The sequence below is a fragment of the Falsiroseomonas sp. HW251 genome (assembly GCF_050563545.1).
Taxonomy (GTDB): Bacteria; Pseudomonadota; Alphaproteobacteria; order Acetobacterales; family Acetobacteraceae; genus Falsiroseomonas.
The window spans coordinates 54632-69335 of record NZ_JBNXUM010000018.1 but is presented as its reverse complement, the minus strand read 5'-3'; the positions used below and the strand labels follow the sequence as shown (position 1 = coordinate 69335).

Here is a 14704-nt window from a genome sequence, read left to right as displayed (position 1 = left end):
CGGGGTCTCCTCAGCCGAACCGGCCGGTGATGTATTCCTGGGTGCGCCGTTCCTTCGGCGCGGTGAACATCTGCGCGGCCGGCGCGACCTCGACGAGCTCGCCGAGGTAGAAGAACGCCACCTGGTCGGCGCAGCGTGCGGCCTGCTGCATGTTGTGGGTGACAATCGCGATGGTGAAGTCGCGCTTCAGCTCGTCGATCAGCTCCTCGATCTTCAGCGTGCTGATGGGATCGAGCGCGCTGGTCGGCTCGTCGAACAGGATCACCTCCGGCCGCACCGCGATCGTGCGCGCGATGCAGAGCCGCTGCTGCTGCCCACCGGAGAGGCCGAGCGCCGAGGCGTTCAGCCTGTCCTTCACCTCGTCCCAGATGGCCGCGCGCGACAGCGCCCATTCCACGCGCTCGTCCATCTCGGCCTTCGACAGCCTCTCATGCAGCTTCACGCCGAAGGCGATGTTCTCGTGGATCGTCATGGGGAAGGGGGTGGGTTTCTGGAACACCATCCCGACCTTCGACCGGAGCTCGTTCAGGTCGACCGAGGGCTCGAGGATGTTGCGTCCATCCATCATCACCTCGCCCTCGGCGCGCTGGCCGGCATAGAGGCTGTACATCCGGTTCAGCACGCGCAGCAGCGTGGACTTGCCGCAGCCCGAGGGCCCGATCATTCCCGTGACCTGGCGGTCCGGCACCTCGAAGTTGATGGCCTTCAGGGCCTTGTTGGCGCCGTAGAAGAAATCGAGGTCGCGCACGGAAATCCGCGAATTCGCGTTGATCGCCGCGGAGGAACGCGCCTGCATCCCGCCGAAGGAGGCGTTCCCGCTCGCGCCCGAGCGCTCGGTGGTGGAGCTCATGGGCGGCGGTCCTCGGCTCAGTGCCTGGTGCGCAGCAGGAGCCGCGCGGCGATGTTGATGGCGAGCACGGCGAGCGTCGTGATCAGCGCGCCCGCCCAGGCGATGGCAACGAGGTCGGGGAAGCCGGAATTGGCCTGCTGGTAGATGGACACCGGCAGGCTTGCCATCGCCCTGGACAGGTCGAAGCTGGTCTGGTTGTTGCCGAAGGACGTCAGCAGCAGCGGCGCCGTCTCCCCGGTGATGCGCGCCACCGCGAGCAGCCCGCCCGTGACGATGCCGGACAGCGCGGCGCGGTAGCAGACGAGCACGATCATCTTCCATTTCGGCGCGCCGAGCGCGATCACCGCCTCGCGCAGCGCAACGGGGATCAGCTGCAGCATGTCCTCCGTCGTACGGACGACGACGGGGATGACGATGATCGCAAGCGCCAGCGCGCCGGCCAGGCCGGAGAAGCCGCCCATCGGCAGCACCACGAGCTGGTAGATGAAGAGGCCGATCAGCACCGACGGCGCGGAGAGCAGCACGTCGGAGACGAAGCGCACGACGTTGCCGAGCGGCGAGTTCCGCGCGTATTCCGCGAGGTAGGTGCCGACGAGCAGCCCGATCGGCGTGCCGACCGCGGTGGCGGCCGCGACCTGCAGCAGCGACCCCACGATGGCGTTCAGCAACCCGCCTTCCGGCAGGCTGTCGTCGCCGTAGCGCGTCGGCTCGAAGGACCTGGTGAAGATGGCGACGTCCATCGCCTCGATGCCGCGCCAGACGAGGGTGAACAGGATGGAGGCCAGGAAGAACAGCCCGACCAGCGTGGCGCCGATGCAGAACCAGCGCACGGCCCCGTCGAGAAGCCGGCGCCGCCGCCCGAGCGCCGCGGCCACCGCGGGATCGCGCATCGAGCGCTGGGCGGGGCCGGAGAGGATCGTCGCGCTCATGCGGATCAGGCTTTCAGCCGCGAACGGAGCAGCCAGCGCGAGGCCGCCAGCACCAGGAAGGAGATGACGAACAGCAGGAAGCCCAGCGCCAGCAGCGCCGACTGCTTGAAGCTGCCCATCAGGCTTTCCGGGAACTCCAGCGCGACGACGGAAGCGATGGTGTTGGACGGGTCGAAAAGCGAGGTCGGCATGCGGTTCGCGTTGCCGATGACGAAGGTCACCGCCATCGTCTCGCCGAGCGCGCGGCCCAGGCCGAGCATGACGCCGCCGACGACCGAGATGCGGGTATAGGGCAGGACGACGCCCCGCATCACCTCCCACCGCGTCGCGCCGACGCCGTAGGCGCTTTCCTTGTAGACCGGCGGCACCTGCTCGAAGACGTCGCGCATGGTCGCGGCGATGAAGGGCAGGATCATGATCGCCAGCACGGCGGAGGCGGAGAAGATCGAGGTCCCGGCGAAGTTGTTGGAGGCGAAGAGCCAGCCGATCAGCGGGATCTCGCCCAGCGTGTCGCCGAAGGGGATCTGGATGCTGTTCTGGACGAAGGGGACCAGCACGAAGAGGCCCCACATGCCGTAGATGATGGACGGCACCGCGGCCAGGAGCTCGATCGCCGTGCCGACCGGGCGCTTCAGCCAGGGCGGCGACAACTCCGTCAGGAAGAAGGCGACGCCAAAGGCCAGCGGCACGGCGAGCACGATGGCGAGGATGGAGGTGACCAGCGTGCCGGTCAGCGGCACCGCGGCGCCGAACTGCTCGCGCCCCTCGACGGGGTTCCAGGCAGTGCTCCAGATGAACTGCAGCCCGAAGGCCTGGAAGGCCGGCAACCCGCCGATCAGGAGCGAGAGGATGATCGCGCCGAGGATCGCCAGCAGCAGCAGGCCGGCGCCGCGGCAGAGCCATTCGAAGACGATGTCCCCGACGCTGCCGGAACGCCGGCGGGAGCCAGGGATCTGGCTGGGGGCGAAGGCGGCCGCCGCGCTGTTCTGCACCTAGGGCTCCCGGGATACCGTCAGGGAAGGGGCCGGGACGATGCCCGGCCCCATGCGGGTCAGCCGATCGGCCAGAGCGACTGGCCGGCGGGGCTCTTCACCTGCGACCAGGCCGCGCGGATCTGCTCGTGCACCGCGCCGGGCAGCGGGATGTATTCAAGCCGCCGCGCGGCATCACCGCCGTTGCGGAAGGCCCAGTCGAAGAGCCGCATGGCGTTGCGGCTGCCCTCGACCTTGTCCGCGGGCGGGTTGGTCGGCAGCAGGATGAAGGTGGGGGAGACGATCGGCCAGGTGGTGGCGCCGCCGAGATCGATCAGGTCCGCCGCGAAGCCCGGCACGTTCCAGTTCGCCTGTTCCGCCGCTGCGGCGAAGTTCGGGATCTCCGGCTTCACGAAGTTGCCGGCCTTGTTGCGCAGCTGCGTCGTGACGAGGCGGTTCACCGTGGCGTAGGCGTTCTCGGTGTAGCCGATGGCGCCGGGCGTGTTGCGGACGGTGTTGGACACGCCCTCGTTCCCGCGCGCGCCCTGGCCGACCGGCCACTGGACGCTCTGCGACGCTCCGGGGCCGTTCTTCCAGGCATCGGAGACGCGGGAGAGGTAGCTCGTCAGCACGAAGGTCGTGCCCGACGCGTCGGCGCGATAGGCGGGACTGACCGGCAGGTTCGGGATGCGCAGCTCGCGATTGAGCTCGGCGATTCGGCTGTCGTTCCAGCGGGTGATCCTGCCGAGGAACATGTCCACCACGACCTCGGGCGTCAGCTTCAGCGCGTTGTCAGCGACGCCGGGCAGGTTCACGATGAACACGACGGAGCCCATCAGGGTCGGGAACTGCAGCAGGCTGCGCTCGCGCAGCTGCGCCTCGGTCAGCGGGGCGTCGGTCGCGCCGAAATCCACGGTGCGGTTGGTGATCTGGTTGATGCCGCCGCCCGAGCCGATGGACTGGTAGTTCAGCGTGATGCCGAGCGGCTCGCGTGCCGCCTGGCCCCAGCGTTCATAGACGGGCCGCGGGAAGGACGCCCCGGCGCCGGTGACGGCCGCGGCCTGCGCCAGGGCGTGGCGTGTCGGTAGGACCAGGCCCGCTCCCAGAACTGCGCTGGTGCCGAGCAGAAGCGTCCGCCTGTTCACTGTGCATCTCTCCGTATCACGGCCGCGCCGGCCCTGTGCGGGCCCGCTGGCGGCCGGGCGCTTCTATTCGCGGAAGGCGACGCGCGTGTTTCAGGCGCATGAAGGTTTCGTGTCGGCAGCGGCGTGCGAGGTACCGCCTCAGGCGCTGGCTGGAAGCCCTTCCGCCAGGGCTGCGCGGGGCAGCGGCACGAGCGCCGTGCGGAACTGCGACGCGCAGGCTTCCCAGGACCAGGCCTCTGCGTGCCGGCGGCAGGCCTCCCGGTCGCAATGGAGCGCGCGCAGGCAGGCCGCACGGAGGTCCTCGTCGAGCGCGCCGATGCGCGGATCCGTCACGACGTCCTTCGGGCCCGTGACGGGGAAGGCGGCCACCGGCGTGCCGGCCGCCAGCGCCTCGAGCAGCACCAGCCCGAAGGTATCGGTCCGCGAGGGGAAGACGAAGACGTCGGCGCCGGCATAGGACCTGACCAGCGCGCCGTTGTCGCGGTAGCCGGTGTAGGTGATGCCGGGAAAGCGGCGCCTGAGGCCGCCAAGGGCTGGTCCGTCGCCCACGACCACCTTGCTGCCGGGCAGGTCGAGGGCGAGGAAGGCGTCGATGTTCTTCTCGACGGCGACGCGGCCGGCATAGAGGAAGACCGGGCGCTGCAGCCCGTCCCAGAGGTCGCGCTCGCCGGGACGGAAGCGGGCGAGGTCCACGCCGCGCGTCCAGGGCCTGACCTTGGTGAAGCCGCGCGCGGCGAGTTCCTCGCGCAGCGAGGCGGTGGCGGCGAAGGTGCCGTCACCCGCCTCGTGGAAGTGGCGCATGATGCGCCAGGACCAGGCGGCCGGGATGCGCGTGCGGCCTTCCAGGTATTCGGGGAAGCGCGTGTGGTAGGCGGTGGTGAAGGGCCAGCCTCGGCGCCGGCACAGCGCGCGCATGGCCCAGCCGAGCGGCCCCTCCGTGGCGATGTGGACGGCTTCCGGCGCGAACTCGTCCACCATCGCACGAAGCCTGCGGCCCGGCGCGACGGCAAGCCGGATCTCCCGGTAGCCCGGCATCGGCAGGCCGCGGAACCGGTCGGGGCCGATCAGCTCCACGGTGTCGCCGCCTTCCCGCAGCAGCTTGGCCACGACCGACAGGGTGCGGACGACCCCGTTCACCTGGGGAAACCAGGCGTCCGAGACGATGAGGATGCGCATGTCGTCAGGCGGCCGGGACAGCCTGTGGCACGGCGGTGCGGCGTGGCGGCTGCGCGAAGGAAAGCCGGTTCTCGCGTGCCCAGTCCAGCAGCTCGAAGCGGCCGTCCTGGTGCTCGACAAGGGCGGTGCAGCTTTCCACCCAGTCACCGTCGTTCATGTAGAGCACGTCCTGCACCATGCGCATCTCGGCGTGGTGGATGTGGCCGCAGATCACGCCATCCATGCCGCGGCGCCTGGCCTCGGTCGCGAGCGCCGTCTCGAAGCGGTCCACCGTCTTGACGGCTTCCTTCACCTGGCGCTTCAGCCATTGGGAGAGCGACCAGTAGGGGTAGCCGAGGCGTCGCCGCGCCGCGTTGAACCAGCGGTTCATCACCAGCGCCCAGTCGTAGGCCCAGTCGCCGAGATGGGCGAGGACCTTGGCGTAGCGGATCACGCCGTCGAACTCGTCGCCGTGGATCACCAGGAAGCGGCGGCCGTCGGCGGCGATGTGCAGGGCTTCGCGCATCAGCTTCACGCCCGCCACCTCGAGCCCCAGCCAGTCGCGGAAACGCTCGTCGTGGTTGCCGGGGATGTAGGTCACCTCGGTGCCGTGCCGCGCCATGCGCAGGACGAGACGGATCGCCTCGTCGTGGTGGCAGTCCCAGTACCAGGACTTCCGGAGCCGCCAGCCGTCGATGACGTCGCCGACGAGGTAGAGACGCTCGCATTCCACCTGGCGCAGGAAGGAGACGAGGAAGTCACTCCGGCAGCCGCGTGTTCCGAGATGGAGGTCGGAAATGAAGATGCTGCGGTATCGCCGACGCTGTCCGGGGTTCTGCATCCGGGATGCTCTCCATCGGGCCGGCCGTGGGTCGAACAGCGCGACTCGATCGGTGTTGCGTTCGGACGTTGCGATACAGCGGCGCCGCATCGCGGCGAGTGAAGCTTGCATGACTTGTGCGCCCTCATGGGACTTCATGAGAATCGTCACCAATCATTCGCGCTCCAGCCCCCGAACCGACATGCGTTACTGGCAGGAAGGCGGACTCAATGCCGTCGCGCATCGTGATCATCTTCAATCCGGCGGCCGGGACGCGGCGTCGCCGCCGCCTCGATGCCGCGCTCGACCTCCTGCGGGGCGTCGGCCTCCGGCCCGAGGTGCTGGAGACCGCGCGACCCGGCGATGCCATGTTGCTCGCCGGGGAATCCGCCGGTCATGGCGGCACGATCGTTGCCGCCGGCGGCGACGGGACGATCGCGGAAGTCGCCGCCGGCATCCGCGGCTCGGACGCGGCGCTGGGCGTCCTGCCCCTCGGCACGGCGAATGTCTTCGCGCTCGAACTCGGGATTCCCCTGGCGCCAAAGGAAGCCGCGGTCGTGCTCGCGATGGGGCGGACGATCCGGTTCCGGCCCGGCATCGCCCGCCGGGATGGCGCGGCGGAGCGGCCCTTCGTGCAGATGGTGGGTGCGGGTCTCGACGCGGCGGTGGTGCGCGATCTGCCACCCCGGCTGAAGCGGATGCTCGGGAAGGGCGCCTACGTCTTGCAGACCTTGCGCGAGATCGGCCGCAACGGCTTCGCCGCGTTAAAGGTGGTGGCGGACGGCGTGGAACGCTCCGCGACGTCGGTGGTGGTGACCAAGGGCAGGCTCTATGCCGGCCGCTTCGTCATCGCGCCCGATGCCGATGCCCGTGGTGACGAGTTCCGGGTCGTCGCGCTGCGCCAGTGCGTCCGGCTCGACGCGCTGCGGCATGCGGCCGCGCTGCCGCTCGGCCTGCTGCCCGGGCTGCGGGAGATCCGGGTGTTCGCCGCCCGCCATGTCCGCATCGAAGGCGCCGGCGGCCCGTTGCAGGCCGATGGCGACGCGGCGGGGATCCTGCCGGTGGAAATCGCCCCGTCGCCGACGACGATCCGGATCGTCGTGCCCTGAGCGCCTACCCGGGCGCGACGTCCCGCCCACCGGCGCAGCACCGCGCCCCAGGAAGCGGCAGATGGGCTGCGCCCGACGAGCCCCCTGACCTCCGTCGCAGGCGCAGGTGCGTGGCACAATTGTTGTTTTCGGTAACCCGTGCCCGTCCGATCGGGTCCGAGGACTCTCGCCCATGAGCATTGACCGTCGCAGCGCGCTGAACCCCAGCCGGGCCGCGGGCTGGCCGACCTGCGACCGGGTGCTGGTCATGTATCTCGGCCGGGTGGTGGAGGAGGGGCCGGCCGAGACGCTCTTCGCCGCGCCGGCGCATCCCTACACCGCGCCCTGGTCGGCGCCGTCTCCGTACCCGGCCGCCGCAGGGGGGAGGATCGCGTGCGCCTCACCGGTGAGCCGCGCAGCCCGATCGACCCCGACCCGAATGCCTGCCGCTTCCATGGCCGCTGCCCGATCGGGCAGGATCTCTGCGCCCACGCGGCGCCGCCCGTGCACGCGCTGCCCGGCGGGCGCCGCGTCGCCTGCCACTTCCCCTTGACCACCGGAGCGCTTGCCGCCGCATGACGACCGATCTCGATGCCGAGGCCTATGCCAAGGCCGCCGCCGCCGCCTGCGGCCTGCCGCTCGATCCGCGCCACCTGCCGGGCGTCGCCTTCAACCTGAAGCTCGCCGCCCGCATGGCGGCGCTCGTCGAGGGCATGGCGATCACCCCGGCCGAGGAGGCCGCGCCCGTCTTCGTCGCGGGGCGGGAGCCGCCGAAGTGATCTCCGCCGCAAGAACCGCGGCCGCCATCCGCGCCGGCAAGGCGAAGGCCGTTGACCTGGCGGAGCAGGCGCTGGCCGATACCGCCGCGCGCGACGCCACCTGCAACGCCTTCACCGAGGTAACCGCCGCCCGCGCCCGCGCCGAGGCCGCGGCGGTGGACGCCGCCATCGCCGAGGGCCGCGACCCCGGCCCGCTCGCCGGCGTGCCCTATGCCGTGAAGAACCTCTTCGACCTCGAGGGGATCACTACCCTCGCGGGGTCGGTCATCGAGAGGGGCCGGCCTGCCGCCGCGCGCGACGGCTACCTGGTGCGGCGGTTCAAGGCGGCGGGCGCGGTCTGCCTCGGTGCGCTCAACATGGACGAATACGCCTACGGCTTCACGACGGAGAACAGCCATTACGGCCCGTCGCGCAACCCGCACGACACGACGCGGATGGCGGGCGGTTCCTCCGGCGGCTCGGCGGCGGCGGTGGCGGCGGGGATGGTGCCGCTGTCGCTCGGCTCCGACACCAACGGCTCGATCCGCGTGCCCTCCTCGCTCTGCGGAATCTTCGGGCTGAAGCCGACCTATGGCCGGCTCTCGCGCACCGGGTCCTACCTCTTCGCCGGCAGCTTCGACCATCTCGGTCCCTTCGCGCGCGACGTGGCCGACCTGGCGCTCGCCTACGACGCGCTGCAGGGCGCGGACCCCGAGGATCATGCGCAGCAATGGCGTCCCGCGGAGCCCGTCTCCGGCCTGCTCGGCAAGGGCACGGCGGGGCTGCGCATCGCGGTGGCGGGCGGGCATTTCGCGCGCAACGGCCATGCCGAGGCCTTCGCCGCCGTGGAGGCGGCGGCCCGCGCGCTGGACGCCACGCGCCGCGTCGAGATCCCGGAAGCCGCGCGCGGCCGCGCCGCGGCCTTCCTCATCACCATGGCGGAGGGCGGCAACCTGCACATGCCCGACCTCCGCACCCGGCCCGACGACTTCGACCCGATGACGCGCGACCGCTTCCTGGCCGGCGCGCTGCTGCCTGCCCATTGGCTGATGCAGGCGCAGCGCGTGCGCGCGGCCTACCGCGCCGCCGCGCTGCAGCTGTTCGACGAGGTGGACGTGATCCTCACGCCGGCCACCCCCTATGTCGCCCCGCCCATCGGGCAGGAGATGATCGAGGTGGATGGGGAGAGGATTCCGGTGCGCCCCAACCTCGGCGTCTTCACCCAGCCCATCTCCTGCATCGGCCTGCCGGCGCTGGTGGTGCCGCTGGCCGATCCGCGCGCCGCGGGCGCGCCGGGCGGCCTGCCCATCGGGGTCCAGCTGGTCGCGGCACCCTGGAAGGAGCAGACCCTGTTCCGCGTCGCCGCCGCGCTGGAGCGCGCGGGCGTCGCCGCGTCTCCCCCGATCCCGAGGTAGGTCCCGTGGAGATCAACAACCCCGACGTGGTGGCCGAGGTCACCGAGGCCTTCATGCGCTACGAAAAGGCGCTCACCTCCAACGACGTGGAGGTGCTGGACGAGCTGTTCTGGGACAGCCCGCACACGCTGCGCTACGGCGTGACGGAGAACCTGCACGGCTATGCCGAGATCAAGGCGTTCCGCGCCGGGCGCTCCGCGGCCGGGCTGAACCGGACGCTGCTGCGGACGGTGATCACCACCTATGGCCGCGACTTCGCGACCGCCAACACGACCTTCCAGCGCGAGGGCAGCGACAGGACCGGGCGGCAGAGCCAGACCTGGGTGCGCGTGCCCGGCATCGGCTGGAGGGTGGTCGCCGCCCACGTGAGCCTGCTGCCGGCGCCATCCTGACGGCAGGGGCTGCTCAGGGCTGCGATGGCTGCGGGCGATACCGCCACACGCTGGCAGGCGGAAAGTTCATTGGCGTCCAGGCCTGGCGGCGGGCGCTGAGCCCCAGCGCATCCCAGGGCAGGGGCGAGGTGATGCAATAGGTGTACAGCAGAAAGCCCCGGCCCGGCGCCACCGCCTCCACCTGGTCCACGAAGCGGCGCTGGCGTTCGAGCGGCAGCAGCACGAGGGGGATGCCGCAGATCGCCGTGCCGATCCGGCCATGCATCCGGCGCGGGAGCGACGCCACGAGGTCGAAGGCATCGCCGGTGACGACGTGGACACCGGGCAGGCTGGCGGCGAGGTGCTCGGCCATCTCCGGCACGATCTCGACGAGGACGAGTCGGTCCACCGGCACGCCGGCCGCGAGCAGCGCGCGGGAGATCGCGCCGGTGCCGGCGCCGATCTCGACCACGACCTCGTCGTCGCGGCGCTCGACGAGCCGCGCCACGTGCCGCCCGAGCGCGCGCGAGGACGGGACGACCGACCCCATCTGGAGCGGGTTCGCGAGCCACCGGCGAAGGAAAAGGGACACGCCGCCCTGGCCGCGGCGGTCCTGGGCGCTGGCGATGGTCTGGTCGGACAAGTCGCGCTCCTGATCTTGGCCTCGATTGCCGTGGTGCCGACGGGTGGTCGGCCGCGGCCATGCTGTCTCCGGTCGGCGCCGCTTTAGCGCGGCCTGATGACGGGCCGGTGATGACGGCGTGACATCGGCATGTCGCGTGCGTCCGCCGCTGGATGCGCGGGCCGGCACGTTTTGCTCAAGGATCGCCGCGCCGGCGAAGGCGCGTCCGGGAATGACGTGCTGACCGGCAACCTCGGCGCCGATCTGCTGAAGGGCGGCACCGGCGACGACGTGCTGCAGGGCGGTGGCGTGACGCCGGGGGGGGGCGGGGCCGGGATCGGCTCACCCCGCGCCCGTCACCCCTTCACGGCACCGGACGAGATGCCTTCGATGAAGCGGCGCTGCAGCAGGATGAAGAACACCACGACCGGGAGCGCGATCAGGGTCGCCGCGGCCATCATCTGCGGCCAGTCGTTCTGGTAGCGCCCGCTGAGCTGGTAGAAGCGCGCCACCACCGTCGCGGCCTCGGCATGCTGCAGGAAGGTGATGCCGATGATGAACTCGTTCCAGCTGTTCAGCCCGACGATCAGCGCGACGGTCAGCAGACCCGGGGTCAGCATCGGCAACACCACGCGCCGGAACACCGCCCATTCCCCGGCCCCGTCGATGCGGGCCGCTTCCTCGAGCTCCACCGGAATGGCGAGGACATAGGTGCGCAGCAGGAACAGCGAGAACGGCGTGTAGATCGCGGTGTAGACCAGCACCACCGCGGACCAGTGGTTGATCAGCCCGAGCTTGGCGAACAGGAAGAACAGCGGGAACAGGAAGAGCTGGATCGGGATCGTCGTCGTGGCGAGGAAGTACAGGCTGATCGTCATCCAGCCCGGCACGCTGCGCCGCGCCAGCGCCCAGGCCGCCATCGACGCTGTCGTGCAGACCGCCAGGATGGTCAGCCCGGAAATGCGGAGGCTGTTGAGGAAGGCCTGGCCCAGTCCGCCATCCTCCCACGCGCGGGCATAGACGCCCCAGTCCGGCGGGTCGGGAAGACCGATCGGGTCCATGTAGATCTCGAAGTTGCTGCGCAGGCTGTTCAGCAGCATCAGGGCGAGCGGCAGCAGGATGGAGAAGGCCGCGGCGCACAGGAACCCATAGGTCAGCAGCAGCGCGAGCCGGCCCTGTCCGCGCTCCATCAGAGACGCTCCGACCGGGCCTGGAGACGCAGATAGGTCACGATGGCGGCGAGGCCCACCAGGCTCATCGCCACCGATCCCGCCGAGGCGCGGCCGACCTGGAAGGACTGGAAGGCATCGGAATAGGCCATCGTCGCCAGCACCTCGCTCGAATAGCCGGGACCGCCTTCGGTGAGCACGAACACCCAGTCGAAGACCTTGAACGACCAGATCACCGTCATCAGCAGCATGAACATCAGCGTCGGCAGGATCGAGGGCAGGAGCACGTGGCGGAACATCTGCAGGCGTCCCGCGCCATCCACCACCGCCGCGTCGATGAGGTCCCGGTTCACCTGGCGGAGGGCGGCGAAGAAGATCACGGTGAGGAACCCCCACCAGTGCCACATGTCCACGAGCATCACGCCGTAGAGCGCCGTCGCGGGATCGGCCAGCGGGTCGGCAACCGCGATCCCGTGCTGCTGCAGCGCGGCGAAGAGACCGGTCACGGGGCTGAAGATCATGCCCTGCCAGACGCGGGCCAGGATGACTGTCGCGATCGTCGCGGGCAGGAAGAAGACGACCTGGAAGGCGGTCCGCCCGCGCCGGATCGTCATCAGCAGCGTCGCCACCAGCAGCGCGATCGCGAAGGGCAGGGTGGTGAAGGCCGCGGTGTAGATCAGGTTGTTGGAGAGCGCCGTCCAGAACCGCCGGTCCGCAACCAGGTCGAGGAAGTTCGCAAGGCCCACGAAGGCCGGTGCCCTGATCCCGTCCCAGTCCGTGAAGGCCAGCGCGATGGTCGCCGCGGCCGGCACCAGCACGACCGACGCGCTGACCAGGAGCGCCGGCAGCACGAAGAGCCAGCCATGGTCGCGCCGCTTCCGCCGCCGCGCCGCCACCGCCGGGCGCGGCGGGGCCAGCGCCGGCCTCGCCCGGACCGCCTCGCTCACGCGCGGGGCGGCGGCATGTTGGCGAGACCCTCCGACATATCCTGGCGGAAGGTGGCGTCGAGCTGGTCGCAGAACTGGCGCGGCGTCATGCGGCCGAGCCAAACCTCCTCCATCGAGGCCTTCATGAATTCATCGGTGCGGGTCGGCCAGAAGGTCCAGGGCGTGTAGCCATAGGCGCCCGTCGTCGCGGCACGCGCGGTCTCGGCCCGCAGTCGCGCGGCCATCGCGTCGATGCTGCGGCTGCCATTGTCCTCCGGCGCCGGACCGGACGGGATCAGCGCGCGCAGAGGCAGGTTCCACTCGCCCTCCCACAACGGGGAAATCGCGCGGATGAAGGCCTCGTCCGTGATGCGGTCAAGGACCAGGGCGGCACCCTCCTGCGCGCGGGACGCCGCGTTGATCGCGAGATTGGCGCCGATGCCGAGCGGGAAGACCGGATACGGCGCGCTGTCGGCCAGACGGGGCAGCGGTACCCAGTCCAGCTGCTGTCCGGTCCTCGCGAAGCTGTCCGGCACCCACTGGAACGCCCATGACCCCTGCATCGCCATCCCCGCGCGCCCCGCCGCCATCAGCGAGAAGGCCTGCTGGTTGGTCGTGGAGAAGTAGCGCTGGCCACCGAACCAGCCCTTGTCCCACCAGGACTTCAGCGTCGCCACGGAGTCCACGAAAGGCGGCGCGTTCCAGGGCATCTCGCCGCGCAGCGCGCGGTAGACATTCTCGGGACCGGCCTGCGTGTTGAACACGACGCCGAGATACTGCCGGTTGACGAAGCGCTGGCCGGAGCTGCCGCCGGCGATCGGCGTGATGTTCGCCGCGATCATGGCCGCGGCGACGGCCTCCAGCTCCGCGCCGGTCCGCGGCGCCCTCCATTGCCGCTGCTCGAACAGCGTGCGGTTGTAGAACAGCACCTGCGTCTCGTAGGATTTCGGCAGGGCGTAGAGCTTGCCGCCGAACACGGCGGTATTGAGCATGACGGGCACGAACTTGTCGCGCCAGCCGAACTGGTCGGCCCAGCGGTCGAGCGCGACCAGGCGGTTGCCCGCGACGAAGCGCTGCGTCCAGGCGGGCCCGGAGGTGAGGACGATGTCGGGCCCCTCTCCGGCGGAAACCGCGACCAGCAGCTGGTTCGGCAGCGCGTTGCCGCGGTATTCCATCACCAGCTCGTAGTCGCGCTGGCTCTGGTTGAAGGGCTGCACGAGCAGGCGGTCGAGCGTGCGCTGGTCGGCCGGGGTCGCTGCCTCGTACCACCAGACGACGCGTCGCCTCGCCTGCGCGCGCCCGGCGCGCGGTGCGACCGCGAGCAGCGTCCCGCCTGCCGCGACGAAGCGCCGCCTGGTCGTCCCGCGCTTGTCCTGCCCGTCCATGTCCTGTCTCCCTCCTTCTGGTTCGGACGTCACAGCGCGGCGGCGCGCTGCCAGGCCGCCAGCTCCCGTGCGGCCTTCATGCGCGCGACCCGGACCAGGGCCTCGGCCCTGTCGCGCTGCAGCGCGCGCGCATCGGGCGGCAGCGGATCGAGCCGCGAGCCGATGTCGTCGGGCATGCCGCCGAGCGCCCCGCAAAGTCCGCCGGCCATGCAGGCGATGGTGTCGGCGTCGCGCCCGAAATTCGCGCCGATGACGCAGGCGAGCCACGGATCGCCTGCCGCGAGGATCGAGATCCCGAGCGCCGCCGGCACGGTCTCGCGCGAATCGCAGGCGATGACGCGGCTGAAGCGGGCCTGGTAGGCCGCGCGGAAAGCGGCCTCGCTGCCGCTGTCGCGCGCGAGCGCGATCGCGTCGCGCACGAGGCCCCGCATCTCGCCGCCGCTCCAGGGCCTGATCGCGTCCTCCGCCGCACGCATGGCGTCGTCGAGCGTCGCGCCGGGGGCCAGGGCGGCCGCGATGGCGGCCGCGAGCGACGCGGCGGCATCCTGGCAGAACCCCACCTCGCCGCCATGGATCAGGCCGGCGATGTCGAAGGCCTGGGATGCGGCGGCCGTCGGGTTCGCCGCGTTGACGATGCCGACCGGGCTGATCGCCATGGCCGAGCTCGAGCTCGGCATGTTCCCGAGATGCACGAGCCGCGGCAGGTAGTCGTAGCTCAGCTTGCGCGCGGCATGCAGGACCGAAGGAAAGAACTTGCCGACCTTCACGCCGAAGATCTCCCGCGCCTGGTCGAGCCATTGCCGGGCCCAGTCGTCGGCGGTCGCGCGGCCCTCGGTGGCGATCAGCGCATCGGCCAGGAGGTCGCGCATGATCGTGTCGTCGGTGCCGGTGCCGGTGAAGGTCTCGATGCGGCCGAACCGCGCGGCGATGGTGTCGGCGGTCAGGTTCTCGGATGGCGTGCCCATCGCGTCGCCGACGATGCCGAAGACCAGGCAGGCCTCGGCATGGCCGGTGAGGCGGTCGGGACGATTGGCTGTGCTGCGCTGCGTGACGTCCACGTCGTCCTCCGGCGCGCCGTGCGGCGGCACGCATCTGGTTTC

16 protein-coding genes and 1 pseudogene are annotated in these 14704 nt (G+C 70.8%); 6 read left to right on the top strand and 11 right to left on the bottom strand.

Annotated elements, in window-relative coordinates:
- Window positions 1-10: 10 nt before the first annotated feature.
- The 6 genes from pstB to ACLF3M_RS21185 form a co-directional block, all read right to left on the bottom strand.
- Window positions 11-796 carry a phosphate ABC transporter ATP-binding protein PstB gene (gene pstB / locus ACLF3M_RS21210; protein WP_430659042.1) on the bottom strand — a complete coding sequence of 262 codons (786 nt, stop codon included), beginning with the start codon at window positions 794-796 and terminating at the stop codon, window positions 11-13.
- Window positions 797-867: 71 nt separating this feature from the next.
- Entirely contained in the window at window positions 868-1779 is a 912-nt protein-coding gene (gene pstA / locus ACLF3M_RS21205) for a phosphate ABC transporter permease PstA (RefSeq protein WP_430658973.1), read from the bottom strand.
- 5 nt (window positions 1780-1784) lie between these two features.
- Window positions 1785-2771 (bottom strand): phosphate ABC transporter permease subunit PstC, encoded by a 987-nt coding sequence (gene pstC, locus ACLF3M_RS21200; protein ID WP_430658972.1) that lies wholly within the window; start codon window positions 2769-2771, stop codon window positions 1785-1787.
- Between the two features lie 59 nt (window positions 2772-2830).
- Entirely contained in the window at window positions 2831-3895 is a 1065-nt protein-coding gene (gene pstS, locus ACLF3M_RS21195) for a phosphate ABC transporter substrate-binding protein PstS (RefSeq protein WP_430658971.1), read from the bottom strand.
- Between the two features lie 138 nt (window positions 3896-4033).
- Window positions 4034-5071 carry a glycosyltransferase family 4 protein gene (locus tag ACLF3M_RS21190; RefSeq protein WP_430658970.1) on the bottom strand — a complete coding sequence of 346 codons (1038 nt, stop codon included), beginning with the start codon at window positions 5069-5071 and terminating at the stop codon, window positions 4034-4036.
- Window positions 5072-5075: 4 nt separating this feature from the next.
- Entirely contained in the window at window positions 5076-5891 is an 816-nt protein-coding gene (locus tag ACLF3M_RS21185) for a UDP-2,3-diacylglucosamine diphosphatase (protein WP_430658969.1), read from the bottom strand.
- 209 nt (window positions 5892-6100) lie between these two features.
- On the opposite strand from ACLF3M_RS21185, the gene ACLF3M_RS21180 reads away from it, so the two are divergent.
- From ACLF3M_RS21180 to hpxZ, 5 genes are all read left to right on the top strand, one after another.
- The gene (locus ACLF3M_RS21180) at window positions 6101-6979 is read left to right on the top strand and encodes a diacylglycerol/lipid kinase family protein (protein ID WP_430658968.1); all 879 of its coding nucleotides are present in this window, start codon (window positions 6101-6103) and stop codon (window positions 6977-6979) included.
- A 219-nt stretch (window positions 6980-7198) separates the two neighbouring features.
- On the top strand, window positions 7199-7537 hold the full coding sequence (locus ACLF3M_RS21175; protein WP_430659041.1) for an oligopeptide/dipeptide ABC transporter ATP-binding protein: 339 nt from the start codon (window positions 7199-7201) through the stop codon (window positions 7535-7537).
- Window positions 7534-7737 (top strand): DUF4089 domain-containing protein, encoded by a 204-nt coding sequence (locus ACLF3M_RS21170; RefSeq protein WP_430658967.1) that lies wholly within the window; start codon window positions 7534-7536, stop codon window positions 7735-7737. Before ACLF3M_RS21175 ends, ACLF3M_RS21170 begins: the two co-directional genes overlap by 4 nt.
- Entirely contained in the window at window positions 7734-9131 is a 1398-nt protein-coding gene (locus ACLF3M_RS21165; RefSeq protein ID WP_430658966.1) for an AtzE family amidohydrolase, read from the top strand. Before ACLF3M_RS21170 ends, ACLF3M_RS21165 begins: the two co-directional genes overlap by 4 nt.
- Before the next feature lie 5 nt (window positions 9132-9136).
- On the top strand, window positions 9137-9523 hold the full coding sequence (gene hpxZ / locus ACLF3M_RS21160) for an oxalurate catabolism protein HpxZ (RefSeq protein WP_430658965.1): 387 nt from the start codon (window positions 9137-9139) through the stop codon (window positions 9521-9523).
- 13 nt (window positions 9524-9536) lie between these two features.
- On the opposite strand, the gene ACLF3M_RS21155 is transcribed toward hpxZ, so the two are convergent.
- Window positions 9537-10145 carry a class I SAM-dependent methyltransferase gene (locus ACLF3M_RS21155; protein ID WP_430658964.1) on the bottom strand — a complete coding sequence of 203 codons (609 nt, stop codon included), beginning with the start codon at window positions 10143-10145 and terminating at the stop codon, window positions 9537-9539.
- Between the two features lie 129 nt (window positions 10146-10274).
- On the opposite strand from ACLF3M_RS21155, the pseudogene ACLF3M_RS21150 reads away from it, so the two are divergent.
- A pseudogene (locus ACLF3M_RS21150) lies at window positions 10275-10421 on the top strand (hypothetical protein); the annotation flags it as partial.
- 59 nt (window positions 10422-10480) lie between these two features.
- On the opposite strand, the gene ACLF3M_RS21145 reads toward ACLF3M_RS21150, so the two are convergent.
- From ACLF3M_RS21145 to ACLF3M_RS21130, 4 genes are read right to left on the bottom strand one after another with little or no spacing between them, the layout of a single operon-like run.
- Complete coding sequence (locus ACLF3M_RS21145) at window positions 10481-11314, bottom strand: carbohydrate ABC transporter permease (RefSeq protein ID WP_430658963.1); 834 nt, start codon at window positions 11312-11314, stop codon at window positions 10481-10483.
- Window positions 11314-12240 carry a carbohydrate ABC transporter permease gene (locus tag ACLF3M_RS21140; RefSeq protein ID WP_430658962.1) on the bottom strand — a complete coding sequence of 309 codons (927 nt, stop codon included), beginning with the start codon at window positions 12238-12240 and terminating at the stop codon, window positions 11314-11316. Before ACLF3M_RS21140 ends, ACLF3M_RS21145 begins: the two co-directional genes overlap by 1 nt.
- Entirely contained in the window at window positions 12237-13604 is a 1368-nt protein-coding gene (locus tag ACLF3M_RS21135) for an ABC transporter substrate-binding protein (protein WP_430658961.1), read from the bottom strand. Before ACLF3M_RS21135 ends, ACLF3M_RS21140 begins: the two co-directional genes overlap by 4 nt.
- Window positions 13605-13633: 29 nt before the next feature.
- Window positions 13634-14692, bottom strand: a complete 1059-nt coding sequence (locus tag ACLF3M_RS21130) for an ADP-ribosylglycohydrolase family protein (RefSeq protein WP_430658960.1) — start codon at window positions 14690-14692, stop codon at window positions 13634-13636.
- Window positions 14693-14704 lie beyond the last annotated feature (12 nt).